22 protein-coding genes and 1 tRNA gene are annotated in these 24,834 nt (G+C 62.1%); 7 read left to right on the top strand and 16 right to left on the bottom strand.

The genetic code is table 11. The annotated features are described in order from the left end of the window. Positions 1 to 336: 336 nt before the first annotated feature. From ACR2J1_RS05790 to ACR2J1_RS05770, 5 genes are all read right to left on the bottom strand, one after another. Positions 337 to 1,731: an NAD(P)(+) transhydrogenase (Re/Si-specific) subunit beta gene (locus ACR2J1_RS05790; protein ID WP_434018389.1), complete on the bottom strand. Its 1,395-nt coding sequence runs from the start codon at positions 1,729 to 1,731 to the stop codon at positions 337 to 339. After that, positions 1,728 to 2,153 carry a proton-translocating transhydrogenase family protein gene (locus ACR2J1_RS05785; RefSeq protein WP_434018388.1) on the bottom strand — a complete coding sequence of 142 codons (426 nt, stop codon included), beginning with the start codon at positions 2,151 to 2,153 and terminating at the stop codon, positions 1,728 to 1,730. The genes ACR2J1_RS05790 and ACR2J1_RS05785 overlap by 4 nt, the downstream gene beginning before the upstream one ends. Then, the gene (locus ACR2J1_RS05780; protein WP_434018387.1) at positions 2,150 to 3,418 is read right to left on the bottom strand and encodes a Re/Si-specific NAD(P)(+) transhydrogenase subunit alpha; all 1,269 of its coding nucleotides are present in this window, start codon (positions 3,416 to 3,418) and stop codon (positions 2,150 to 2,152) included. Before ACR2J1_RS05780 ends, ACR2J1_RS05785 begins: the two co-directional genes overlap by 4 nt. A 90-nt stretch (positions 3,419 to 3,508) precedes the next feature. Next, entirely contained in the window at positions 3,509 to 3,652 is a 144-nt protein-coding gene (locus ACR2J1_RS05775) for an aa3-type cytochrome c oxidase subunit IV (protein WP_434018386.1), read from the bottom strand. A 78-nt stretch (positions 3,653 to 3,730) separates the two neighbouring features. After that, positions 3,731 to 5,107: an ABC1 kinase family protein gene (locus ACR2J1_RS05770; RefSeq protein ID WP_434018385.1), complete on the bottom strand. Its 1,377-nt coding sequence runs from the start codon at positions 5,105 to 5,107 to the stop codon at positions 3,731 to 3,733. A 130-nt stretch (positions 5,108 to 5,237) separates the two neighbouring features. On the opposite strand from ACR2J1_RS05770, the gene ACR2J1_RS05765 reads away from it, so the two are divergent. After that, positions 5,238 to 5,696 (top strand): DUF411 domain-containing protein, encoded by a 459-nt coding sequence (locus tag ACR2J1_RS05765; protein ID WP_434018384.1) that lies wholly within the window; start codon positions 5,238 to 5,240, stop codon positions 5,694 to 5,696. A gap of 9 nt (positions 5,697 to 5,705) precedes the next feature. On the opposite strand, the gene ACR2J1_RS05760 is transcribed toward ACR2J1_RS05765, so the two are convergent. The 4 genes from ACR2J1_RS05760 to ACR2J1_RS05745 all read right to left on the bottom strand — a co-directional run bounded on the left by ACR2J1_RS05760 (position 5,706) and on the right by ACR2J1_RS05745 (position 8,874). Next, on the bottom strand, positions 5,706 to 6,092 hold the full coding sequence (locus tag ACR2J1_RS05760; RefSeq protein WP_434018383.1) for a type II toxin-antitoxin system death-on-curing family toxin: 387 nt from the start codon (positions 6,090 to 6,092) through the stop codon (positions 5,706 to 5,708). After that, positions 6,089 to 6,310, bottom strand: a complete 222-nt coding sequence (locus tag ACR2J1_RS05755) for an AbrB/MazE/SpoVT family DNA-binding domain-containing protein (protein WP_434018382.1) — start codon at positions 6,308 to 6,310, stop codon at positions 6,089 to 6,091. The genes ACR2J1_RS05760 and ACR2J1_RS05755 overlap by 4 nt, the downstream gene beginning before the upstream one ends. A gap of 69 nt (positions 6,311 to 6,379) precedes the next feature. Next, complete coding sequence (locus ACR2J1_RS05750) at positions 6,380 to 6,967, bottom strand: DUF6790 family protein (RefSeq protein ID WP_434018381.1); 588 nt, start codon at positions 6,965 to 6,967, stop codon at positions 6,380 to 6,382. Between the two features lie 5 nt (positions 6,968 to 6,972). Beyond that, positions 6,973 to 8,874 (bottom strand): M3 family oligoendopeptidase, encoded by a 1,902-nt coding sequence (locus ACR2J1_RS05745; RefSeq protein ID WP_434018380.1) that lies wholly within the window; start codon positions 8,872 to 8,874, stop codon positions 6,973 to 6,975. A 269-nt stretch (positions 8,875 to 9,143) separates the two neighbouring features. Here ACR2J1_RS05745 and ACR2J1_RS05740 point away from each other — a divergent pair, with 269 nt between their 5' ends. The 3 genes from ACR2J1_RS05740 to ACR2J1_RS05730 all read left to right on the top strand — a co-directional run bounded on the left by ACR2J1_RS05740 (position 9,144) and on the right by ACR2J1_RS05730 (position 13,941). Further along, positions 9,144 to 10,652 carry a sigma-54-dependent transcriptional regulator gene (locus ACR2J1_RS05740; RefSeq protein WP_434018379.1) on the top strand — a complete coding sequence of 503 codons (1,509 nt, stop codon included), beginning with the start codon at positions 9,144 to 9,146 and terminating at the stop codon, positions 10,650 to 10,652. Positions 10,653 to 10,797: 145 nt separating this feature from the next. Further along, positions 10,798 to 12,486 carry a L,D-transpeptidase family protein gene (locus tag ACR2J1_RS05735; protein WP_434018378.1) on the top strand — a complete coding sequence of 563 codons (1,689 nt, stop codon included), beginning with the start codon at positions 10,798 to 10,800 and terminating at the stop codon, positions 12,484 to 12,486. 228 nt (positions 12,487 to 12,714) lie between these two features. Then, complete coding sequence (locus ACR2J1_RS05730) at positions 12,715 to 13,941, top strand: DUF882 domain-containing protein (RefSeq protein ID WP_434018377.1); 1,227 nt, start codon at positions 12,715 to 12,717, stop codon at positions 13,939 to 13,941. A 52-nt stretch (positions 13,942 to 13,993) separates the two neighbouring features. On the opposite strand, the gene ACR2J1_RS05725 is transcribed toward ACR2J1_RS05730, so the two are convergent. Both ACR2J1_RS05725 and ACR2J1_RS05720 read right to left on the bottom strand, forming a co-directional pair. Further along, the gene (locus ACR2J1_RS05725; protein WP_434018376.1) at positions 13,994 to 14,260 is read right to left on the bottom strand and encodes a DUF2312 domain-containing protein; all 267 of its coding nucleotides are present in this window, start codon (positions 14,258 to 14,260) and stop codon (positions 13,994 to 13,996) included. A gap of 119 nt (positions 14,261 to 14,379) precedes the next feature. After that, complete coding sequence (locus ACR2J1_RS05720) at positions 14,380 to 15,534, bottom strand: DUF1244 domain-containing protein (protein WP_434018375.1); 1,155 nt, start codon at positions 15,532 to 15,534, stop codon at positions 14,380 to 14,382. Between the two features lie 219 nt (positions 15,535 to 15,753). Here ACR2J1_RS05720 and ACR2J1_RS05715 point away from each other — a divergent pair, with 219 nt between their 5' ends. Then, a complete protein-coding gene (locus tag ACR2J1_RS05715) occupies positions 15,754 to 16,230 on the top strand; it encodes a DUF1036 domain-containing protein (RefSeq protein ID WP_434018374.1) in 477 nt (158 codons plus the stop codon). Further along, complete coding sequence (gene pyk / locus ACR2J1_RS05710) at positions 16,227 to 17,663, top strand: pyruvate kinase (RefSeq protein ID WP_434018373.1); 1,437 nt, start codon at positions 16,227 to 16,229, stop codon at positions 17,661 to 17,663. Before ACR2J1_RS05715 ends, pyk begins: the two co-directional genes overlap by 4 nt. On the opposite strand, the gene ACR2J1_RS05705 is transcribed toward pyk, so the two are convergent. The 5 genes from ACR2J1_RS05705 to cpdR all read right to left on the bottom strand — a co-directional run bounded on the left by ACR2J1_RS05705 (position 17,664) and on the right by cpdR (position 23,386). Then, complete coding sequence (locus ACR2J1_RS05705) at positions 17,664 to 18,455, bottom strand: tetratricopeptide repeat protein (RefSeq protein WP_434018372.1); 792 nt, start codon at positions 18,453 to 18,455, stop codon at positions 17,664 to 17,666. A gap of 74 nt (positions 18,456 to 18,529) precedes the next feature. Then, positions 18,530 to 18,655 (bottom strand): type B 50S ribosomal protein L36, encoded by a 126-nt coding sequence (ykgO, locus tag ACR2J1_RS05700; protein WP_434018371.1) that lies wholly within the window; start codon positions 18,653 to 18,655, stop codon positions 18,530 to 18,532. A gap of 156 nt (positions 18,656 to 18,811) precedes the next feature. Continuing rightward, on the bottom strand, positions 18,812 to 21,523 hold the full coding sequence (locus tag ACR2J1_RS05695) for an AsmA family protein (protein ID WP_434018370.1): 2,712 nt from the start codon (positions 21,521 to 21,523) through the stop codon (positions 18,812 to 18,814). A 1,331-nt stretch (positions 21,524 to 22,854) separates the two neighbouring features. Beyond that, a tRNA-Val gene (locus tag ACR2J1_RS05690) sits at positions 22,855 to 22,929 on the bottom strand. A gap of 67 nt (positions 22,930 to 22,996) precedes the next feature. Continuing rightward, a complete protein-coding gene (cpdR, locus tag ACR2J1_RS05685; protein ID WP_434018369.1) occupies positions 22,997 to 23,386 on the bottom strand; it encodes a cell cycle two-component system response regulator CpdR in 390 nt (129 codons plus the stop codon). 225 nt (positions 23,387 to 23,611) lie between these two features. Here cpdR and ACR2J1_RS05680 point away from each other — a divergent pair, with 225 nt between their 5' ends. Further along, complete coding sequence (locus ACR2J1_RS05680; RefSeq protein ID WP_434018368.1) at positions 23,612 to 24,511, top strand: N-formylglutamate amidohydrolase; 900 nt, start codon at positions 23,612 to 23,614, stop codon at positions 24,509 to 24,511. Positions 24,512 to 24,834: the final 323 nt, after the last annotated feature.

Raw genomic sequence — 24,834 nt, 5'->3', positions numbered from 1 at the left:
CGTCTCGGCTTTGCTCCCGCACACCAAGCCTGTGGGAATTGCCCGTCGCCTCGGTGGGATCGGCTGCAGGGCCGAGGTATCTTCGGGCCGGGCCATCAACAGCCAAAATGTGCGCATGATGTGGCGGGCTCTCCCCAATTACCCCTATATGGGACGCAATCCCCATGCCGCACCCCTCAATTCACTCTCAAAAATAGCGACGAAAAGGCCCATAAAGCGGCAATAGACCCGCAGATTACCTTATTTTCTTTAATATCAGTTTGAAGACGCGCCCGTCCCTACCCGGTCGGGGAGGACCCCTGCCGGGCGGCCGCTGCGGCAACTTGCCAGGGGGAGCTAGAGGCCCTTCACGATCGCTTCCGTCATCTTCTTGGCGTCGCCCAGCACCATCATGGTGTTGTCGCGATAGAAGAGCGGATTATCGATGCCGGCATAGCCCGACGCCAGCGAACGCTTGTTGAAGAGCACGGTCCCGGCCTTCCACACCTGGAGCACCGGCATGCCGTAGATCGGCGACGAGGGGTCGTCCTCGGCGGCGGGATTGGTCACGTCGTTCGCGCCGATCACATAGACCACATCGGTCTGCGGAAACTCGCTGTTGATGTGCTCGAGTTCGAAGACCTCGTCATAAGGCACATTGGCCTCGGCCAAGAGTACGTTCATGTGCCCAGGCATGCGCCCGGCCACGGGATGGATGGCATACTTCACTTCCACGCCCGCCTTTTTCAGGCCATCGGCCATCTCGCGCAGCGCATGCTGTGCCTGCGCCACCGCCATGCCGTAGCCCGGCACGATGATCACCCTGCCCGCATTCTTCATGAGGAAGGCCGCGTCCTCGGCCGAGCCGAGCTTCACTGGCTTCTGCTCGCCGTCTCCTGACGGCCCCGCCACCTCGCCGCCGAAGCCGCCGAGGATGACGCTGATGAAAGAGCGGTTCATGCCCGTGCACATGATGTAGGACAGGATCGCGCCCGAGGAGCCCACCAGCGCGCCGGTGATGATGAGGGCGCTGTTGCCAAGCGTGAAGCCGATACCGGCCGCGGCCCATCCCGAATAGGAATTGAGCATCGACACGACGACCGGCATGTCGGCGCCGCCGATGGGCACGATGATGAGAATACCGAGCAGGAGCGACAGGCCGGCGATGGCCCAGAAATACATCTCGGTCTGCTCGCGGCAGAACATCATCACGCAAACGACAAGCGCGACCGCGAGCAGGATGTTGATGACATGCCGGCCCGGCAACATGATCGGCTTGCCCGACATGCGCCCGGACAGTTTGAGAAAGGCGATGATGGAGCCGGTGAACGTGATGGCGCCGATGGCGACACCTAGCGACATCTCGACCAGGCTCGCGGTATGGATCGCACCCGGCGTGCCGATGCCGAAGGCCTCTGGCGCGTAGAACGCCGCGGCGGCGACGAGGACGGCCGCCATGCCGACAAGCGAATGGAACGCCGCGACAAGCTCGGGCATCGCCGTCATGGGAATACGGCGCGCGACCACCGCGCCGATGCCGCCCCCGATACCGAGACCGCCGACCACCATGGCCCAGGTCAACGGGGTCTCCGGTAACGCCACCGCAAGCGTGGTGACGATGGCGATGGCCATGCCGGCCATGCCGAGATAATTGCCCTGGCGCGAGGTCTCGGGCGACGACAGGCCGCGCAGCGCGAGGATGAAGAGGACGCCGGAAACGAGATATAGCAGCGCGGCGAGTTCGCCCGTCATTTCGCGCGATCCTTGCGCTTATACATGGCAAGCATGCGCTGGGTGACGAGGAAGCCGCCGAAAATATTGACGCTCGCCATGATGAGGGCGAGGAAGCCGAGGACCTTGGCGATCCAGCCGCCGGAGGTCGTGACATCGGCCGTCTCCACCGCGACGGCGAGCAATGCTCCGACCACGATCACCGACGAGATGGCATTGGTCACCGACATCAACGGCGTATGCAAAGCGGGCGTCACCGCCCACACCACGTAATAGCCGACGAAGATCGCCAGCACGAAAATCGAGAAGCGGAATACGAACTCTTGCGCGCTGCCGTCATGCGCGCCGGCGTCCTGCGCAAAAGCCGTCCCGGGGAAGATCCACTCCGCCAGCAGGGCAAGGCCCATGATGGCGAGCACGAGGCAAACATTTCGCCGCGTCATTTGCCTTCCCCCTTTGGAATGCGCTTTTTCGCGCCGTTTGTTTTCGTCGCGTCTTTCCCGCCGTTCGGTGCCGGCTTGACCCCTGGCTTTGCCGCGGCCTTTGCCGGCTTCGCAGCACCGGCGCTTGCGCCGAGGCGCTCGGCGATCATCGCGTTCACGATGCTGCCGTCCCGCGCGACCAGTGTGCCTTTGACGAGATCGTCGTCCCAGTTGATGGTGAGCGCCTTCTTCTCCTTGTCGATCATCGGATCGAGGAAGGCGAGCAGATTGCGGGCGTAGAGGCTCGACGCGTTGACCGGCACAGACCCCGCGAGGTTGAGCTCGCCCATGATGCGGACGCCCTTGTGCTCGGCGATTGCGCCGGGCTTCGTCATCTCGGTATTGCCGCCGCGCTCCGCCGCCATATCCACGACGATGGAGCCTGGACGCATACTTTCGATCATCGCCTTGCTGATCAGCTTTGGCGCCGGACGCCCGGAAATAAGGGCGGTCGTGATGACGATGTCCTGGTTCTTGACGTGCTCGGCGACGAGATCCGCCTGCTTCTTCTTGTAGGTATCCGACATCTCCTTGGCATAACCGCCGGACGTCTCCGCCTGCTTGAATTCCTCGTCCTCCACCGCGATGAACTTGGCGCCGAGCGACTCAACCTGCTCCTTCGCGGCGGGACGCACATCGGTCGCCGTGACAATGGCGCCGAGACGGCGCGCGGTGGCGATGGCCTGCAAGCCCGCAACGCCGGCGCCCATGACGAATACCCGCGCTGCCGGCACCGTGCCCGCCGCGGTCATCATCATCGGCAGCGCGCGATCGAACGCGGCGGCGGCGTCGAGCACGGCCTTGTAGCCGGCGAGATTGGATTGCGACGAGAGCACGTCCATGCTCTGCGCGCGCGTGATGCGCGGCATCAGTTCCATGGCGAACAGCGCAATGCCAGCTTTGGCCAGGCCATTCAGCGCGTCCGCATCGGAAAATGGATCGACCATGCCGATCAGCGCCGCACCTTTCTTCATGGACTTCACGAGAGCGGCCGAAGGCCGCCTGACGGTGAAGACTACATCGGCATCGGCGACCGCCTCGGCATCCGTCTTTGCGATCTTGGCACCCGCGGCCTCGTAGTCGGCATCGGAGAAATGCGAGCGCATACCTGCCCCGGAACGCACGCTGACCTTGGCGCCGTGATTGACGAGCTTCTTGACTGTCTCGGGCGTCAGCCCGATCCGCGGCTCGTCGTCTCCTTCGGCGGGAACGCCTATCGCGAACATCGAGGCTCCGTGGCTACGCGGCGCATCGGCCGCATAGTCTGCTGTCGCATTAATGGCGGTTCGTACCGCCGGGCTAGGTGGATGGAAGCGTTAGACGACGAATATGGCCAGGAGGCCCATGATCGCGATAACCCCAACCAGAAGATAAATCGTGCCCTTCAGGAAGAGCTTATAGCTCTTCTGGTGCTCGTTATAGTCCATCGAAGGATGGCACTCGGACGGATCGATGTGCATGTCTCTCCCTTCTCGTCTTTTGTTGTGCCCGGGAATTACCATAAAGCCTGCCGCCGGGGCAATCATCGAAGGGCCGCCTTAGGCAGGAAGCGCCGGCAAGGGCACGCCGGCTGCCGTAAAGGCCTCATGCTGGCGTCGCGCGACCTCTCCAAGGTCGAAGTCGGCGATCGTTTCATTGAAGAGCTGATGATAGTTCAGCTCCGCATTTAGATGCAGGAAAACGCCGCCAAGCCCGATCGCGGCGCGGTCCATGAACACGAATTCGCGCGGCACCTTGACCGGGCCCTTGTCCTGTAGGCCCTGATGCACGCGGAAGGCCTCCTTGCGTCCATAGCTGCCCGGGCTTGTGCCTTCGGCGATGGTGCGCACACGGTCCTCGAGCATCGGGCCATAGATGAAGCTCGCCCAGATATTGAGGACATCGATCAGCTCGTTGGAGAGCCCGCTGAAGCCCCAAGTCTCATAGGCATGCACGATGAGGGCACGGTCATTCCGCAGGAGCCCGTGATAAAGGTCGACCACCCCTTGCACGAATTTCGGCGCGAAGCTGCGGATGCAACCATAGTCGAGAAGGTTGATGCCGGAGGCCGCCCCGCCCTCGTAGACGGTGTAATTGCCGAGATGCGGATCGCCGTGGATCACGCCGTAATGGCTGAAGGGGAACCACCAGGCGCGAAACATGGCGCGCGCTATCCTGTTGCGCTCTTCCAGCGGGCTCTCGGTGTAGTCGAGCAGCCGCCCGCCATCGAGCCAAGTCATCGAGAGCAGGCGCTTGGTCGATAGCTGCGGCACGGTTTCCGGCACGCGGATGAGCGGATCCTTGGCGAAGATCAGCCCGTAAAGGTTCATATGCTTCGCTTCGAGCTCGTAATCGAGCTCCTCGCGCAACCGCGCCGAAATCTCCTGCATCATCTCGGAGGTTTCGATCGCCGGGCGCATGCGCCGGTGGATGGAGAAAAGCACGTTGAGCTGGGAGAGATCGGCTTCCACCGCTGACTGCATGTCCGGATATTGCAGCTTCACGGCAAGCTGCCGGCCGTCATGGTTTTGCGCGCGATGCACCTGGCCGAGCGAGGCCGACGCGGCAGCCTCATGCTGGAAATGCGCAAACTTGCTTTCCCAGTCCGGTCCGAGTTCGGCCGCCATACGCCGCCGGACGAAAGGCCAGCCCATCGGCGGGGCCTGGCTTTGCAACTGACCGAGCTCGGCGGCATATTCTGCCGGTAGCGCTTCGGGGATGGTGGCGAGCAATTGCGCGACTTTCATCAGCGGACCCTTGAGACCGCCGAGAGCCGCCGCCAGCGACGCCGCATCCTTGTCCCGCTCCGGATCGAGGCCGAAAAGCCGCCGCCCGGCGATACGCGCCGCGACGCCGCCGACATTGGCGCCGACGCGTCCATAGCGCTGCACGCGCGCGCTAAGACGATTACGTTCACTATCCGACGTCATGGGCATCCTTTGCGGCTGATCTCAAGGTGGGGCGCGGAACCGGATTTGCTAGGGGCGCTCACGCCGCATGATGACGGGATTGTTAGTTGCCCGGGCCGCAGGCCCCGCGCGATAATAGCGCGAAAGGACTTTCATTATGACCCTTCGCCCTTGCATTGCCGCCCTCACTCTCTCCGCCGTCGCATTCATGACGGGACCCGCCCACGCGGCAGCCGAAGCCCCATCCATCGAGGTCTGGAAATCCGCGACCTGCGACTGTTGCATCAAATGGGTTGAGCATCTGGAAGCGAACGGCTTTGCCGTGAAGGTGAATGCCGCCGACACCGCGATGCTTCAGCACCTTAAGCGGCAGGCCGGCATCGGCAAGGATCTCGCCTCATGCCACACGGCGAAGATCGACGGCTATGTCGTGGAAGGCCACGTACCGGCGGCTGACGTGAAGCGCCTCGTCGCCGAGCGCCCCGACGCCATTGGCCTGACCGTGCCCGGCATGCCGATTGGCTCGCCCGGGATGGAGAAGGGCGACGAGGTCGAGCCCTACGACGTTATTCTGATCAAGAAAGACGGCAGCACGGAAATCTTCGCGAAGCGCTAAGCGTTCTCCTTATGCTGCGGCAATTTTTTCCCTGATCCAGTGTGCCAACTCGCCCTCGTCTATCTCTCCAGACGCAAGCGCGAGCATCGTGATGGCCGTCTCTGCTTCCGGGGCCACGAAATCGATTCCGTTGAGGCCCAGAAAGGTAACGACCGCCAGCAAGCCAGTGCGCTTGTTGCCGTCGATGAAGGGATGGTTGCGCACGAGACCGAAGGCGTACGCCGCGGCGAGCGCCGCCATATCCTCATTGCCGTAAGCATATTGGTTTAGCGGGCGCGCAAGCGCGGATTCCAGAAGGCCGCGATCTCGCAGCCCCGACGGTCCGCCGAACTGCTCCAACTGTTCGTCATGGATGGCAAGGATGAGCTCGGTCGAAAGCCAAACCGGCTCGCTCACTTTGCAAGCTCGCGCAGGGCATTGCGGTAGGTCCGCATCGCCTTGCGCGCTATTTCCATTCCGCATTCGAACGTCGGATCGTGCGGGACGAGCTTCAAGCCGCCCTCGGATTCCGTGACGAAGAGGAAATCGCCCTGCTTCAATTGAAGCCTGGCAAGAAGTTCCTTGGGGAGAATCAATCCCGTGGAATTACCGATCTTTTTGACTTCAATCTTCATGTCCGCTCGCCCTAAGCCGTTGTACATTTTGTACAACATAACCGTAAACCGGAGTAGAATCAATGGATTTCAGTGACGCCCGCCGCGGAGTTCGTCACGAATCGCCATCCGCGCATTTTCGAGCTCATCCTCAAGCGTTGGCCCGGCCGCACCCGCGGCCGTCGGCTCCACATCGCGACGCGGCACCAGAAGCAGAAGCGCGAGAACAACGATGGGCGTGAGGAAGTCCGTCACGAGGATCGGCCCGGCATTGCCCGGAGCGAAGTTTCCCTCCTCGGCGATCTCCAGCAGGTGCACAACACCGGCGCCGCCGAGAAAGCAGGCGGCGGCGATGGCAGCGGCCGCGCGCGCACCGAAGCTGCCGAACGCGGCATAGAGCGAGGCGAGGCCGAGCCCGAGATTGGCCATGCCGACTTCGCTTTGAAACGGGCTCGGCGCCCATCCGATCGACGCCGCAACCTCGACTGGAGCGAAGACGTGGCCGGAGAACGCCCAAAGCCCCTGAACGCCGAGCGGAAAGAAGAACAGATAGCGCAGCAGCTTGTCGACGATCACCCCGCGCGTGATCGGCCGGCGTGCGCGCCAAATCGCCAAGCCGGCGCAGACCAGCGCCGCGACCCAAACGAAAATCGGGAAAAGCGAAACCACGTCCTGCATGCCCGTTACGCCTCGAGGTCCTCGAGCTCGTCGATCAGCCCTTCGATCACGCTCAGGCCGCGGCCCCAGAAAGTCGGGTCGGTGGCGTCGAGACCGAACGGCTTCAAGAGCTCCGTGTGATGCTTGGTGCCGCCGGCCGCGAGCATGTCGAGATAGCGCTCCGCAAAGCCCGGCTCCGCCTTCTCATAGACGGCGTAGAGCGAATTCACGAGGCAATCGCCGAACGCGTAGGCATAAACGTAGAACGGCGCGTGAATGAAATGCGGAATGTACGCCCATAAGACCTCGTAGCCGGGCTTGATGTCGATCGCCGGGCCAAGGCTCTCGTGCTGCACCTCCAGCCAGATCTCGCCCAGCCGCTCAGACGTGAGCTCCCCGTCGCGGCGCTCGGCGTGGACCTTGCGCTCGAAACTGTAGAACGCAGTCTGGCGCACGACCGTGTTGATCATGTCCTCGACCTTGGCCGCAAGCAGCGCCTTCCGCTCACGCTTGCTCGGCGCCTGCTCAAGCAGCTTGCGGAAGGTCAGCATCTCGCCGAACACGCTTGCGGTCTCGGCGAGCGTGAGCGGCGTCGGCGCCATTAGCGGCCCTTGCGCATTGGCGAGAACCTGATGCACCCCGTGACCGAGCTCGTGCGCCAGTGTCATAACATCGCGCGGCTTGCCTTGGTAATTGAGGAGCACATAGGGATGCGCGCTCGGCACGGTCGGATGCGAGAAGGCGCCCGGCGACTTCCCTTCCCTGACCGGGGCGTCGATCCAGTTCTTGGCGAAGAACTGTCCGGCGATGTCGGCCATGCGCGGCGAGAAATCCCCATAGGCGCCGATGACAATATCTTGCGCTTCGTCCCATCCGATCGTGCGTGAGGGTTCCTCGGGAAGCGGCGCGTTGCGATCCCAGTGCGCGAGCTTGTCCTTGCCAAGCCACTTCGCTTTCAGCGCGTAATAGCGGTGCGAGATGCGCGGATAGGCTTCGCGCACGGCGGCGACGAGCGCATCCACGACCTCCTTCTCCACGCGATTGGCGAGATGCCGGGAGTCCGCGACATCGACGAAGCCGCGCCAGCGATCGGAGATCTCCTTGTCCTTCGCGAGCGTGTTGGTGATGAGGGTGAAGAGCCGCAAATTGTCCTTGAAGACGACTGCCAGCGCCTTGGATGCTTTGCGCCGCTTGGTTTCGTCCTGCTCCAACAGAAGGTTGAGGGTCGGCTCAAGGCTGAGCTGCTCGCCGTCGACGTTGAAGCGCAGCGACGTCATGGTCTCGGTGAAGAGCCGGTCCCACGCCCCGCGCGATGTGACGGACTTCTCGTGAAAAAGCTGCTCGAGCTTGTCCTCGAGCTGGTACGGCTTCTCCTTGCGCAGATCCTCGAGCCACGGCCGGTAGTGCCCGAGTTCCGAGCTCGCCATCGCCTTCTCGATCGCGTCGTCATCGAGGCGGTTCAGCTCGAGTGGAAAGAACAGCAGCTTGGAGCTGATCGCGGTGAGCTTCTCCTGGATGTCGCCGTAGAATTTCTGCCGCGCCGGGTCCGAGGTGTTGGCGGCGTAGAGGAGGCTCGCATAGGACACGATGCGACCGAGCATGTCGTTTAGGGCCTCGAACTCCCGCACCGCCTCGGCGAGCTTTTCCCCGCCTTTTCCGGTAGCGGCGATCTCGCCGAGCTTGCCCGCATATTGCTCATGCATGGCGTCTGCGGCGCGCTCACCGGTCGCAAGGTCGGCTTTGAGCTTGGGCGAGTCCGTCCCGCTGTAAAGATCGGCGAGGTTCCATTCCGGCAGTGCCCCGAGTTCGGCCTTGGCCTCGCCGTCGCGGTGTTTCGCCTTGGCGCTGTCGCGGTGTTTCGCCTTGGCGCTATTGGAGCCGGCCGAGAAAACGGGACGCATTTGCGAGGTCATGGAACGGAGCGGCATGGGTCACTTTCTGAGGTTTCTCGCCCAGCGGAACGCAGTCTAGTGTGGGAAGCGAACGCGCAAGCCGCAAGGCCGAAGCGCCCGGTCTTAGGCGCAATCCGTGCTGCCGCCAAGGCGCACCTCACCAAAATCGAACTTCGATAAAGGGGATATTTACCCTTCCACTGCACAATTTTGGCACAGGAGCGATGTGCAAGCCGCCATGTCGGCGCGCCTTGAGCTTGGCTCCGCCAGTTTTTTGTCCCTGCGTCAGTTGCGAGTGCTGCGTCATGCCCAAGCGCGTTCTGATCGTCGACGACGACCCTGCTCAACGTCGTATTCTCGAAGAAACCATCAAGCGGTTCGGCTACGCCGTCTCCACGGCCGACAGCGGCGACAAGGCACTTGCCGCGCTCAAGGCCGATACGGCGGGCGACATCTGCCTGCTTCTCCTCGATCTGGTGATGCCGGGCACGGGCGGCATGGCGGTTCTCGCCGCGATGCGCACCCTGCCGAAAAAGCCTCCCGCCATCGTACAGACGGCCCATGGCAGCATCGATGCCGCGATCCAGGCGATGCGCGCCGGCGCGGTGGATTTCGTAGTCAAGCCGGTCAGCCCGGAGCGGCTCGAAGTCTCCATCAAGAACGCGCTCAAGATCGAGGCCTTGGCCGGAGAGCTGACGCGCATGAAGTCCTCGGCCAACGGCGAGCTCGGCTTTGCCGATTTGACCGTCGGCAGCGAGGCCATGGCGCGGGTCATCGAGCTTGGCAAGCGCGCCGCCACCTCCACCATCCCCGTCCTGATCGAGGGTGAATCGGGCGTCGGCAAGGAGTTGATCGCCCGCGCCGTCCAAGGCGAAAGCATTCGCGCAGGAAAGCCGTTCGTGACCGTGAATTGCGGCGCTATCCCCGAGAATCTGGTCAAAAGCATTCTGTTCGGCCACGAGAAGGGTTCCTTCACCGGCGCGTCGGAAAGACAGACCGGCAAATTTGTCGAAGCGGACGGCGGCACGCTGTTCCTGGATGAAATCGGCGCGCTGCCGCTTGAAGCGCAAGTGAAGCTGCTGCGCGCGCTTCAGGAGGGCGAGATCGATCCCGTCGGCTCTAAGCAGGCGGTCCATGTCGACTTCCGTTTGATCTCCGCGACCAACCAGAACCTGATCGAGCTCGTGCGCGAAGGCCGTTTCCGCGAGGACCTCTATTACCGGCTCAACGTGTTCCCGATCTGGGTGCCGCCCTTGCGTGAGCGCCTGGAGGACGTGCCCGAACTCGTGAAGAATTTTATCGTCCGCTTCGCCGCCGAAGAAGGCAAACGCATCGAGGGCATCGACGCCGACGCGATCGCCATGCTTCAGCGCTACACGTGGCCCGGCAATATCCGTCAGCTCGAGAACGCCGTCTTCCGCGCCGTGGTCCTCGCCGACCAGCCGCTGCTCAGCGTCAACGAGTTTCCGCAGATCGCCGCCCACGTCGAAGGCTATGCCGTCACGGTCCCGCCGGCCCCGGCCCCCCGGCCCAAGGCCCCTCGCATCGACGGGCCGGTCATGCTCGGCGAATCGGCCAACGCGCCGATTACGATCCACGTCCCTTCGGCGAATGGGAAAGAGGCTTTGGGCATCCCGGCGCTGTGCGATTCCGGGGAAATCCGCTCGCTCGAAGCTGTTGAAGCGGACATGATTCGCCTCGCTTTCGGCCGCTACCGCGGCAGGATGACGGAGATTGCCAAGAGACTGGGGATCGGCCGCTCCACGCTCTATCGCAAAATGCGGGAAATCGGTCTCGAAGCGAGGGTGAATTAGGCAGACGGGCTGGCAAGAAAGCCACACCACGGGAGAAAAGCGGCTGCGCAGTCTTTAAATTGCGTCGTACTATGGCCAGATGCCGGCTCACGGGGATAGGGTTGGAGCGGTGTCGAATCGAGCCTCGCTATGGCGGAGGGAGCTCATGAGGTTTGCCTACGGTATTGCGTTCACGCTGTTTCTGGCCGCGCCTCTCGGCGCCCCGGCCTTTGCCGCTGAGCCAGACGCTCCTCAGACCCTGATCAGCCGCAACGAGGCGATCCGCATCGCCATTCAGGAGCGGCTCTCCCAGAAGTTCACCAAGGCGAGCGAACAGCAGCTGAACGCGCAAGGCGCGCTCGTGGAATATTATTCTGTACCGGAGCAGCGCCTCCTCTGGGTTGACGAGACCGGTATCACACCGCGCGGCAAAGCCGTGATGGAGGAAGTTGCCCGGGTCGACGACTATGGCTTGCGCGCGTCCGACTACGAGCTTCCCTCTGCGGACGCGGTCAAGGCCGACGACGTGAACAATCTCGCCGATGCCGAGATCAAAATCAGTTACGCGGTGGCCGAATATGCACGTGACGCCCGCGGCGGCCGGATCGATCCCTCCAGCATCAGCAAGAATCTCGATCCCAGCATGGCGCTGCCCAATTCGCTCGAAGTGATCGAATCGATCGCCATTCGCTCCGATGCTGCCGCCTATCTGCGGAGCTTTCAGCCCGACCAACCCCAATTCGAGGCGCTGCGGCAGAAGCTGATCGAACTGCGCGGCGGCAAGACGGAGCCCGTCAAGGAAAAGGAGATCGTTCAGATTCCGGACGGTCCGGTGCTTCGCCTCGGCATCAAGCACGAGCAGGTTGTGTTGCTACGCAAGCGCCTCGAAGTGCCGCTGGAGGCCGGCGATGGCATCCAGCCTGACGAGACGATCTTCGACGACAGCGTGGATCAGGCAGTCCGGCAATTTCAGACGGCACATGGTGTCGGCCCCGACGGTTTGGTGGGCCCCGGCACGCGCCGCATGATGAACCAGCCGAACAGCGCTCGGCATGAAGCCGCAAGCCCGGCGAAGATCAGGACCGTACTCCTCAACATGGAGCGCTGGCGCTGGCTGCCGCACGATCTCGGCGCCTTCTATGTGATGGTCAACGTGCCTGAGTTCATGCTGCGCGTGGTCAAAGAGGGCGAAACCATCCACACCTCGCGCGTGGTGGTCGGCAAGACCGACAAACAGACCCCGATCTTCTCCAATGAGATGCAGACGATCGTCTTCAATCCCTATTGGAACGTGCCGAACTCGATCAAGGTCGAAGAGATCAAGCCCTATGTGCGGGCGGAGAGCGGCTGGCTATTTGGCGGCGGCGGGTGGAACACGTCCGTCCTGCAGCGCCATAATCTCCGCATCAAAGTTGGCGGCAGAGAAGTCGATCCGGGTTCCATCGACTGGAACAGAATCGATGTTCGTAGCCTGCATATGTATCAGCCACCCGGCCCCGACAACGTGCTCGGCTACGTGAAATTCGTGTTCCCCAACAAGCACGACGTCTACATGCACGACACGCCGCAAAAATTCCTGTTCGCAAAGGCCGTCCGCGCTGAGAGCCATGGCTGCATGCGCGTCCAGAATCCCGACCAGCTCGCGCAGGTTTTGCTCAACTACGACCAAGGGTGGACCGCTTCGCGCGTCGCGTCCTCGATCGCCAACAGCTACGACCAGAATGTTGGCCTCAAGCAGAAGATCCCCGTCTACGTCACGTATTTTACGGCCGACGTGGATGTAAATGGATCCCTTGCGACACGCGCCGACCTTTACGGTCACGACGCAAGAATGGCCGCGGCTCTGAGGCTTTAGGCCTAATAAGCCGTCGTTAACCACGTCCGGTTGAAAGCCGGGCACGGTTAACGGCCCCGCCTTGTTTTTCCCTTATTTTCCCGAATACTGATGTTAAAGGTCGGCAGAGAAGCTGCCCGACCACGCCATCTAGCCTGACGGGGGCTAGAAATGGACAGGCTGGCGATAAACTGCCGGCGAGGGAAGGCTGCGAGGCGGATGCTGATCCGGGGGATTGTTACACGTCGCGTGAGCGTTTGCGCCGGCTTGGCGCTCGCCGCCGCGTTGTTTTGGCCCGCGGCCAGCCATCAGGCAAACGCGTCGGGCGAAGTCCGCACCCTCTCCATCTACAACATTCACACCAAAGAGACCGCGCACATCACCTATAAGCGCGATGGCAAGTTCGAAGACGCGGGCCTCAAGCAGATCAACACCTTCATGCGCGACTGGCGGCGCAACGTAGAGATCAAGATGGACCCGGAGCTGATCGACCTGATCTGGACGATCCATCGGGAGCTTGGGTCCAAGGTGCCTGTCCACCTTATTTGCGGCCATCGCACCGCCGCCACGAACAATTCGCTGCGCAAGACCCGTGGTGGGCAGGCCAAGCGCAGTCAGCATATTCTGGGCAAGGCCGCGGACATCAGCTTCCCGGACATTCCGGTGAAGCAGTTGCGGAATTCCGCGCTCATCCGCGAGGCCGGCGGCGTCGGCTATTACCCGACCTCCGGCATTCCGTTCGTTCATGTCGACACCGGGAATGTGCGCAGCTGGCCGCGCGTGCCTCGGCTCGAGCTCGCCGCGCTCTTCCCCGATGGCCACACCAAACATCTGCCGGCCGACGGCAAACCGATCACGCTTCGCGACTACAAGACCGCCTTGGCCAAGGGAATGGTCAAAGACAGGACAATGGTCGCGTCCGCACAACCAATGCCTGAGCGGTCGCCGGCACCGACGGTGCAAATGCCGGCCGTGCGGGTGCCGAACCCGGAGATGCCGAAGCCAATCCTCGCTTCATTTACGCCGGCACAGGCTGCGGCGCCCCAGCCCGCTGCCGTGCCCCCGACCAAACCCGGTGCCAAGCCCTTTGCCTTTGCCAGTGCCGGCGGCGGCTTCACGGCTCCGGCGCCGAAGCTCAAGGCTGTGAGCTTTCCGCTCTACGAGGATGCCGCTGTGGTGAGCGCGCCTGAGGTCGACGACGACCATCCCGACGAGCTGAGCTACGTCCCATTCGAGACCGCCGATCTCATGACCGACACTTCGATCACGTATAATCGGGACATCGCGGAGCTCACGCATCCGGAGCAACACAGCCTCGCTTATCTTTTCGACGATATGGATAAGCCGACGGCGCTGACGTTGCGGGTAAGCCCCGGCTATACCGGCCTCGCCTCGGCGCAACGCTTCTCCGGCGAAGCGGTGAAGAGCCTCTATGCCGAAGCGCCGCAACCGACGCGGCTCGCGAGCAAGCGCTAACTTTCTCCTCGTTTCAACCTCGATCGGCGGACGGCGATTGAGACTGAGAACGTTAGGCCGCCTCGGCTTCGGCCTCTGCGGGATCTGCCATGCCGAGCGCGTGCAGATAGGTTGTCAGCACCGCCTCCTCGTCGCGCCGCTTGTTCTCATCCTGCTTGCGAATGCGAATCACGGATTTCAGCGCCTTGATGTCGAACCCATTGCCCTTGGCCTCGGCATAGACCTCGCGCAGGTCGGCAGCGAGGGCCGCCTTCTCTTCCTCGAGGCGCTCAACGCGCGCGACGATGGTCCGAAGCTGATCTTTCGCTGATGTCTGCACTGACGAATCCCCCGTTGGAATCAAAACCTGCGGGAGCTTGGTGCAGGCGTCGTCGCGCTGCAAGCGGGGTGCGGGGTTTATCCAGCTTATCCAGAGCGCGCGCTGAAAGCCATTGAGATTCAGCCCTTCACGGCCTTCTTACGCGGTGCGGGCGACTCGCGTTGAAACTTCGCCTTCCATTCGTCATAAGCCATGCCGTAGACGATCTCGCGCGCCGCTTCCTTGTCGAGGGCGATGCCCTTGGTGGCGGCCGCCTCCTGATACCAGTTCGACAGGCAGTTCCTGCAAAAGCCGGCGAGATCCATCAGATCGATGTTCTGCACGTCGGTGCGTTTCCGCAAATGCTCGACGAGGCGCCGGAAGGCGGCCGCCTCGAGTTCAATGCGGGTCCTCTCGTCCATAAAGCGGTCTCCTCTGTCTTCGCTCGGCCCGCCAGCCTCTGCCAGCCGCTGATCCGTAGCCGAGCCGTGATGGACGATCGCATGCAGACCAGGCGCAAGCGTCTGGTCGTTCAAAATGCCACGCAACACGCCGGCCAAGTGCTCGGCCCACTCCGCCTGCCCCTCGGGACTAAGAATCAGATCCTGGCGGATCTCGACCAGAGCGTGGGCCAGTCCGCGCATCGTGCCATGCTGATAGAGCGTATCGCCCTTGAGCTGGCCGGAATAAGGCTCATTGTCGCCGACCACTATACCTAGAAGCGCATTCAGCCCCGCGAGCAAGGGACGCGGAAGCCGCTTGTCCCTGTCCCACAGCACCGCCGCGAACCAGGGCCTCGGCACGCTCTTCCAAGCTTGCGTGAAACTGTGCAGGGAGAGAAGCACCGGCGCCTTGCCGGCGGCCAGACACGCCTCGATCGCCCGGTCGACGGCCCGGTGATAGGGCAGATAGAAGCGCTCGATTCGCCTTTCGATCGCGCCCCGGCTGAGATCGGCATTCCCGGGCACGACGATGCCGTCGGAGATCTGCATGACGAGCGTCGGGTCGTCCAGGCCGCGATTGGGATCGATCAGGAGCCGCGAGAACCGCGTGAGCAGCGCCGGCGCGCCCAGCAGGGCGGCCAGACGCTCCGTGACCCCGGCGACCCCGATATCATAGCCGATATGCCGGTGCAGGTCTTCGCGTCCGAGGCCAAGTTCGGCGTAAGCTTCCGGGATGGTATTCTCGGCGTGGTCGCAAAGGAGAATGAGACCAAGCCCCGTATCACCCTGGATGAGACGGTAGGCCTCATCCTCACGACCTGCCCTTTCGATGACTTCCAACCTTTGCTCCACGCGCAGCCCCTCGCGTCTTGCCTTGCGCTTTCCTTAATTCCCGCGCAAGGAAATACCGTGCTTTTTTGGCCGAGGGGTGCGACGCATTACCCAGGATGTTTCAGGCATATTTTGGCACGGGCGGGAATGCTCCTATAATCGGCCCCGCGGTGAGGTATCCGCAACCAATTCGATGTTATCCTTCGAACATCGTTAACCTTCAATCAGGCTGAACTGTCGATGCCCGCTTCGACTCTGAACCAGTCCGCGGTCTCGATGCCGGTTTTCTGGCGTTGGGGATGGCTCGCGCTGCTCGCTTCCTTGCTTCTGCTCGGCCAGGGCTTGCCCGCACACGCGGACCTCAAGCTCTGCAATACGACCTCGAGCCGGGTGGGGATCGCTATCGGCTATAAGGACCCGGACGGCTGGGCCACCGAGGGGTGGTGGAACGTGGCCTCGCATACTTGCGAGACCCTGCTCAAAGGCATGCTCATCGGCCGGTTCTATTATATTCACGCCATCGACTATGATCGCGGTGGCGAGTGGGGCGGCGACCTCTCTATGTGCACCGACGACAAGTCTTTCACCATCCGTGACACCGGCGACTGCGTGAAGCGCGGTTACAAGCGCACCGGATTTTTTGAGGTGGACACGGGCGAGGAGCGCGACTGGACCGTGCGCCTCACCGATCCCGACGGCGAAGCGAAGAGTCAATGAGGCGCAATCGCCGGGTCAAGATCGTCGCCACCCTCGGTCCTGCCTCCAACAACGAAGAAACCATCCGCGCCCTGTTCGAGGCGGGCGCCGACGTCTTCCGCATCAATATGAGTCACACCTCGCATGACGCGTTGCGCGACGTGCACGCGATCGTGCGCAAGGTGGAAGCCGAGTTTAGCCGCCCCATCGGGATGCTGGTGGATCTGCAAGGCCCCAAACTCCGCATCGGGAAATTCGACTCAGGCGCGATCCGGCTCACCGAAGGCGATATTTTGAGCTTCGTGCGCCGCGAATCCGTTGGCGGCCTCGGCCGCGTGCACCTTCCGCATCCGGAGATCTTCGAGGCGGTGAAGCCCGGACATACGCTCCTCCTCGATGACGGCAAGTTCAGGCTGCGCGTCCTGGAGGCAAGCGAGGTTCGTATCGACGCCGAGGTCCTGACCAGCGGCATGCTTACAAGCCGCAAAGGCATCAGTCTTCCCGACACCGTGATCCCGCTTGCGGCGATGACCGAGAAGGACCTCTCCGACGTCGAATATGCGCTCAATTTGGGCGTGGCGTGGGTCGCGCTCTCTTTCGTGCAGCGCGCCGACGATATCGTCAAAGCGCGCAAGCTCGCGCGCGGCCGCGCTGCCATCATGGCGAAGATCGAAAAGCCGTCGGCGCTTAGCCATTTGGCCCACATCATCGACCTCGCCGACGGCATCATGGTGGCGCGCGGCGATCTCGGCGTGGAAATGCCGGTTGAAAAGGTCCCCGGCTTGCAAAAGCAGATCACTCGTGCGGCGCGCCTCGCCGGCAAGCCCGTTGTCGTCGCCACGCAGATGCTGGAATCGATGATTCTCGCCCCGGCCCCCACGCGCGCGGAGGTGTCCGATGTTGCAACCGCCGTGTTCGAGGGCGCCGATGCCGTGATGCTGTCAGCCGAATCGGCCGTCGGCAAATATCCGGTCGAGGCGGTGGCGACCATGGATCGCGTCGCCATCGAGGTGGAGCGCGACCCGCTCTACGAGGCCATCATCCATGCCCAACGCATTCCTCCCGAGGCCACCGGCGCCGATGCGATCTCCGCGGCCGCACGAACCGTCGCCGAGACTCTCAATCTGGCGGCGATCATCTGCTACACCGCCTCCGGCACGACCAGCCAACGCGCCGCGCGCGAGCGGCCGCCGCAGCCCATCATTGCCTTGACTCCCATCCCCGCGACGGGACGGAAACTCGCGATCGTGTGGGGCTTGCATTGCGTGCTCACCGATGACCCGCGCGATCTCGAAGACATGGTCGCCAAGGCCTGCCGCATTGCATATCAGGAGGGCTTCGCGCTCCCAGGACAGCGCGTGATCATTACCGCGGGCGTGCCGCTTGGAACGCCTGGCGCCACCAATTTGCTGCGCATGGCCTTTGTCGGCGACGACGATTTCGAGCGCGTCTAGCTAGATCCCCTGCCCTTCGACCTCACGCGACAGCTTCTCTTCCGAGTCTCGCGTGGTATCCAGAAACGGATTCACTTTCAGAGCCTTGCGATAGGCTTGCAAGGCGGCCTTCTTCTCCCCCATCGCCTCGAACACGACGCCCAGATTGTTGAGCGCCTCGAAATGCCGCTCGTCGCGACTGAGCGCGCGGCGCAAATCGGCGAGTGCACTCTGATAGTCCTGACGCATGAAATTGATCACGGCGCGCTGATGCCACGCCTCGGCGCTCTCGGGCGCAATCTCGACGGTGGCATCGAGAATTTCCATCGCGAGATCGAAATCTGTTTCTTTGGCGAATTGAGCCGCGCGGCTGATGAGCAGATCGACCGTTTCGGTGCCGGAGTGATTCCAAGCGTCCTGGATCGCCTTTACCAACGGCTCGGCGGCTTTTGAGTCCGAGGCTGCGCCCAGCCGGTCGTAGAGCTGCTCGAGCCTCTTCGAGCGATCTGCAAGCGTCAGGGGAGCGGGCTCCTCCGCCGGCTGACCGAGCCGGTCTTGCTTGCTCTCTTCCGTGGAGCGCGGCGGCGGCCCTTCTCGCTCATCGGGCGGGAGGCGCGGCATGCCGTCTAGATCCTCGCCTTCGAGATCCTCGCCTTCCAGGTCGTCGGCGCCGAGGCCGCCTTTGTCCAGGTCGGGAAATTCGAGGCTCGGAATATCCAAATCTTGGGCTGCGGCACGCCCAATGCCGGGGCCGACCGTGAGCACCGTGGCGGCAAGGAATAGCACAAGCCAATGTCGCTTGGTTTCAGTCATGAACCGAGGATGCGTAAGGGCTTCGGGCCGCCAGAATAGCATAGCCCGGCCCCGCATGGCCAAAGACCTGAGTCTTAGCCCTGCCTCGCCTTGAAGCGGCGATTGGTCTTGTTGATGACGTAGATGCGGCCCTTCCGGCGCACCAAGCGATTGTCGCGATGGCGCTTGCGCAGTGACCGGAGCGAATTTTTGATCTTCATGGCAGGGCACAACCGTTCTTAAAAATTATGGCCGGTAAAACCGGCCGCAAATGAGCGCGGAACATAGAAAGCCGCGTGCTTTCTGTCAACGCGGCATCTGAAAGAGTAGAGACCGAATTCAGCCATTTTTGCTTCGGTGCCTTAAGACCCACGAAATTAGCGCCCGATGAAGGGCAGTCTGAGCAGGCTGCCCGGACGGCCCCCGCCCTTTACCGCATTGCCGGCGCCGCGAGCGACCGCAGAGTGCACGATGCGGCAGGGCGTCCGCCCCGGCTCCTTGGCGTCGGGCTGGAGAATGGTTTCGAGCAGGTTGAAGGGGAAGCTCAGCACATCGGTGACGGCCCCCGCCACAGGCGCGCCTGTCAGCTGCAGCCGTGGGCGGCTTAAGGACCCCTGGACGGCGAATGGCTGCGCGATTTTGAGGAATTGCTCGCGAAGCGCCTTGGGCTTGAAGCGGAGATCGATGCTGTCGCTACGGAAATCCATAAAACCGACCCCGACCACCTGGACGTCGTTGGTCTCCATGACAAGCGCATGCGTCACGCCTTTGCCGTTCGTGAAGGCGACGGGGGCGACGAAACAGACAATATTCGCCGAGTTGCCATGAGAGGTCCTCGTCAAAAGCCAAGCGGGAAGGCTGAGACCGGCCAAGTCGAGCAGGCTCGTCCCGAGCCAGCCATTGCGGAGATTGACGGACAGACTGCCCCCCAGCGTTTTCGGGATCTTGGCCATGCTGTCGCCGGAGCCGGTGAGATCATAGGCCATGTGCAAGGCGCCGCCGACGGGATAGTCGACTTTCATTTCCTTCAGCACCGAACCGATGCGCAGATTGTCGACGCGTCCCTTCAAGGCGAAGCTCTTCTCCTTGGCCGTCGTGTCGATCTTGCCGCTGGCCGAAGCCTTGCCGCCGAGAAACGTCATTGTAAGGGGATCAAGCCCGACCATCCCGGTGGCGTAGGTCACGCGGCCCTGAATATTGCTGGCGCCGTCGCCACCGCCCGCGATCTTCGCGACCTTGATCTGCAAATCGACGAACAGCGACTCCCATACTTTGGAGTAGTCGAAAATGTCGGTGTCGGTGTCGTCGACATTGGCGAGATAGACCGACCGGATCGAGACGAGCTTCGTCAGGTCCGACAAATGCAGGATCGGCGTCGCGATGTCGCCGCCGAGCACCGGACGCCCCTTGTCGAACGCGCCGGTCAGCGTTCCCGTGATGGCGGTCTGACCGACAAGCGTGGTGCCCGTGGCGCTGATCCGCTCATTGCTCCCGGCGACCTTGCCGTTGAACTTGACCGCTCCCAGATCTTCGACGTCGGTCCCAAGCGTGGCGGCAAAGGCCTTGAAATTTTTCACGTCGAGATGGGTATTGAAAAGGAGCTCGTCGGCATTCTTGAGATCGTCGAGAACGAGACTGACCTTCAGCGCGATCAGCGCGCTGCCCACGACCTCCGCGGTGAAGGCCTCCAAGCCAAACGACCCGTCGGCATCGGAGATCGCGACGACGCCCTTGAGATGTCCGAGCTTCTCGGCGTTTTCCTCCGCGGCCAGATCGAGGAAATCGGCGGTGCGAAAGTCGATCGTGCCTTTAAGCTTAACGCCTTGAAGCTGAAGGATATCCTTCACGGTGCCGGCCATCTTTACGCTTGGATAAGCGGGGTCGCCGGCAAGCACTTTGACGCCGTAAAGGCCGAGACGGCCTTCGGGATCTTTCCAGACACGGTCCGCGCTGATCGGTCCGAACTCGTGCAGCTCCGCCTTCACCGAACTCGTCGTGACGTGGAAGTCGCGCACGAGTACGCCGTCGATCGACCCGGCAATGCGGCCCGTGAACCCTGTGACGCCCAGATCGTAGAGCGGCTTCTCCTGACCCTGCTTCGGGGCCTGCGGCACGAGCGTTCCCGTCAAAGCCAGATCAAAGCCGGTGCCGGCGACGAAGTCGGCGACGCCGCCGGTGAGCTGCAACCCATCGCCATTCTTGAAGTTCAGCTTGAGGCCCAGCTCCGACATCGCAATCTCGCCGAGGGCCCCGGAAAAGCGCGCGGAAATTTCCCCGTTTCCATCGAGATCGCCCTTGATATCGTATACGTCGAGAGGACGGCTGAGCGCGGGAGAGTTTCCAGTGAGCTTCGCGTCGATGCGATCGGCGTCGTCATCGAAAATATAGAGTCCGCTGAGCGTGCTGATGAGACCGGCTTGCGTCGCGGTCAGCGTGAAATTGCGCCGCTCGGAATCCTCTGCGGGCGGCGCGACATCGCCTTGAATCTTCCAGGGCTCGCCGTTGATGCTGCCCGAACCTTCGATCTCTACTTTGCCGTCTGCCGCTGGCGTCGCGCCGATCTCGTCGAGCGCGTAGCGCAAGGCAAAGCCGCTCTCCTGATTGTTGTAGTTGAGATCGAGGCCGTGAACGGTCACATCGCCTGCGAAACGGGAGCGCACGAAATCCTGGAGGAACTCGTCAAGGGCGAGGCCGTCATCCTCCTTGCGCCCTGCCTTGGCGGCATCAGCGTCGGTGGGGACGTCGATATCCACCTTCAGCGCATCGACGGCGACCTCTGTCAGCCGAACCTGGCCGGCAAACAGCGCGGGAATTGAAATGTTGAAAATCAGCCGGTCCGCCGTGACGGCCTTTACGTCGGTCGCAAGGTCAGCGCGGTCGCCAACGATGCCGGAGAGAGAGACGGTGGGATCGAGGCTGAAACCGAGATCGACGGGGCCGTTGATCGTCGTGTTGAGACCGATCGCGTCGCCCAGCAGCTGCTCGGCTTTGGCGCGGCGCCAGGGCTCGAATGGCGCGGTATAAAGCACCGCGAGAGCAACGCCTAGAACGGCCAGCAGCAACACGGCAACGAAGCCGATGCGAGCCAAGACGACGACTAGGCCAGACCGGCGCAAAATCCGCCCCCGCGCGACGCAACACCGGGCCCGAGCCTATCGCAATAAAGGACCCGGTCAACGCCGCCACGGCGTGGAATCCGTGGGAATGCTACCCCATGAGCCACACACAGGGACTTCGAACCACGGCGCTTTCAAAGGGGGCGCATGCCCCGGAGCGATAGCTCTTGCACGATGTCTGCCCGCTGCTCGCACGAAGTTCCCAGCGGACGATCGTAGGCAAAGAAAAAACGAAAACGCGCGAGAAATTCCACAATTTTGCACTTTCGCTCGAACAACCTGCGCTTCGAGGCCCGTTTAGACAGAGGAGCTTTGCAGCAATGGCCGAGGGCCAAATTCTATCGCGAGCAAAGCACACGCGATTTCAGACGGAAATCCGGATGAGAGTGTGGAGAGCGTAGCTCTTGCGGGAGCGGCAGCGATCCAACGACTTATTGCGGACCGCGATGGACGGCGCACATGCGCGACGGCCCAACACCGAGATTTGGTGGCGCTGAACGTGATCAACAAAGACCTTCGCCGCCGCGTGGCTTTGATACGCCCACCATTACCTCGAACTCGGCACGAAAATCCTAGCTCAGCTCGAGCTATTTGATCAGCGACGCGAGACGCAATGCAGGATGACCACGCCCAAGTTACTGCTCCTCTGCCTCCGAGCGACGATGCCACCCTTGTTGCACTTGCCCGCCGCCTGAAGCCAAACAATGGGCTATCGAGGCCATCCAACGGGATCGCTTCGTGAGCAGGTCTTACGGAGGGACTGTTTATAAGGCTGCGCCTACAGGCGCGTGGCTACAGCCGCCAGGACGCCAACCAGGGTGAGTATGAGCATAGCGGCACCACCCCAGTACGTCGCACGCTTGCGAAGCTCTGCGTTCTTCTCTCGCTCCCGCAGCCATTGCACGGCTAGGTCGTGCTTGGCGAATGGCCGGAAGTCTTGGTGATGTTCGCGAACGGCGTCGCGTCCAAGCTTCTTGAACTCCAGGCGCCAGCTGCGTTCTTGGTCGGGAGTGAGTTGACTGTCTTCCCCCAACCTTTCACCGCCTTTGCTGGAACTCATCGAGGTAGGATCATCTAAATATATCGTGGTCTCATTCCAATTGCATTTCGGGCATGTGACGCGGGAGCCTTAAGACAGCCTGACGCAGTAGGACTAAGCCCCACCCTATATAATTCCGCTGCATTGGAATGCGTCCCCTCCCGAAATCCTAACACAGAAGCGGAGTTTTGGAGGCTGATGGCCCGGGGCAGTCGCTTATCACAATATTGATGGACCCCGGCCGCCGCTGGGCGTGAATGAAATATGGTGGGCGGTACTGGGATCGAACCAGTGACCCCTACGATGTCAACGTAGTGCTCTACCGCTGAGCTAACCGCCCGACGTCTGGAGGGTGGGTATACCGGGATCGGCGGCGGCAAGGCAAGCCGTCAGCGCGACGCCCCGTCTCACGCCGCAAGCATGCGCTCCACCTGATCGACGAGGTCGCGCAAATGGAACGGCTTGGACAGAATTTTCGCATCTTTGGGCGCGTTATTGTCCGGGTTGAGCGCGACCGCCGCAAAGCCGGTGATGAACATGATCTTCAGATCGGGATCCAGTTCGCTCGCGCGCCGCGCGAGTTCGATGCCGTCCATCTCCGGCATGACGATATCGGTGAGGAGCAGCGTGAACGGCTCTTCCTGAAGCCGCTCATAGGCGTCGACCCCGTTGCCGAACGACACGACATCATAGCCGGCCTTGGCGAGCGCCTTCACGAGAAAGCGGCGCATATCTTCGTCATCTTCGGCCAGTAGAATACGCTGGACGCTGCGCGCCCGCGGGTCGTTGGCTTCCATCCCTCAATCCCCCAAACTCTCGCCTTCCGGCGTACACAACTTTAGTAAAGGACCGATTGACTTGACATCTTTGGCTTAATGGTCTGGTCCCCACCAGCTCGGTTAAATCATTGCGTCTATTTGATCCCGGCACAAGGCAGAACACGCCTGGACAGGTTCAACTCTCATTGGCAGAGTTTACAGGCGATTCCAGCCAGACGGGTACATAAAGTTCAGGGACTGGCGATGAGCCGAAGCGAGGCCGAAATCATCGAAAGCGAGCTGTCGCCGCCTTTTACCGTGGCGCGCCCAACTCAGCTTCAGGTCCCTCTCGTCTTTAATTCTCCCCATAGCGGCCGCGTCTATCCACCAGCTTTTCTAGCCTCGTCGAAGCTGGATCCGCTCACGCTGCGGCGCTCCGAAGATGCCTATGTCGATGAGCTGTTTGCCTTTGTCCCTGGGCTCGGGGCTCCGTTTCTTCATGCCCACTTTCCTCGCGCCTATCTGGACGCCAATCGTGAGCCCTACGAGCTCGATCCGATCCTGTTTCACGACGGCCTCCCCCATTATGCCAACACGCAGTCCGTGCGGGTGGTGGGAGGACTGGGCACTATCGCCCGCATCGTCTCGGAATCTGATGAAATCTACCGCGAACGGCTGTCGGTGAGCGCGGCGCTGGAGCGCATCAACAGGCTCTACACCCCCTATCATGAGGCGCTCCTGGCGCTGCTCAAGGAAACCCGCGCGGCGTTCGGTTTTTGCCTTCTGGTCGACTGTCACTCCATGCCATCCAACCCGATTGCCGAGCAGGGCGGCGGACGTCCCGACTTTGTCCTCGGGGATCGCCACGGCACCTCGTGCAGCAACGAGCTGACACGCGCGGCTTCAATGAAGCTCAAGGAGCTTGGCTATGCGGTCGCGCTCAACAAGCCCTATGCCGGCGGCTACATCACCGAGCATTATGGCCGCCCGCACGCCGGCCAGCACACCCTCCAGATCGAGGTGAACCGCGCTCTTTACATGGACGAGGCGAATTTCGAGAAAACGGCAGGCTTTGCAAAGCTGCTGGCAGACCTGGAACTCATGGTGCGCGCTCTGATTGCATGCGCGGCGACGCTCGCCGCCCCCCGCGCCGCAGCCGAATAGGCTTTACCTGAATCACCGCAAGGAGTATCGGTTGCCCATAAAAAAGGGGCCGTTCGAAAGGCTCCGAACGGCCCAAGTCTAGGGAGGAAACGCCCAAGGAGGGCAGCAACATGGCCGGAGAGCCATGCCGCGTTGCAACAATATGTCATTGCGGCGCACAAAAAGCAAGATTGCAGTCGTCCTCCCGGGGTAATTTCGAAACACTGATGCATAACAGCCACTGACAGCAGCGCCGACTTCAAAGACCGGTGTAAGCCACCGTGCGAACGCGCTGGTTCCATTACCTACAAGGCAAAATTGCCCTCAAGGCCGCGGTCGTGCCC

The sequence above is a fragment of the Methyloceanibacter sp. genome (assembly GCF_050999895.1).
Lineage (GTDB): Bacteria > Pseudomonadota > Alphaproteobacteria > Rhizobiales > Methyloligellaceae > Methyloceanibacter.
This window is presented reverse-complemented; position numbering and strand designations above follow the sequence as displayed.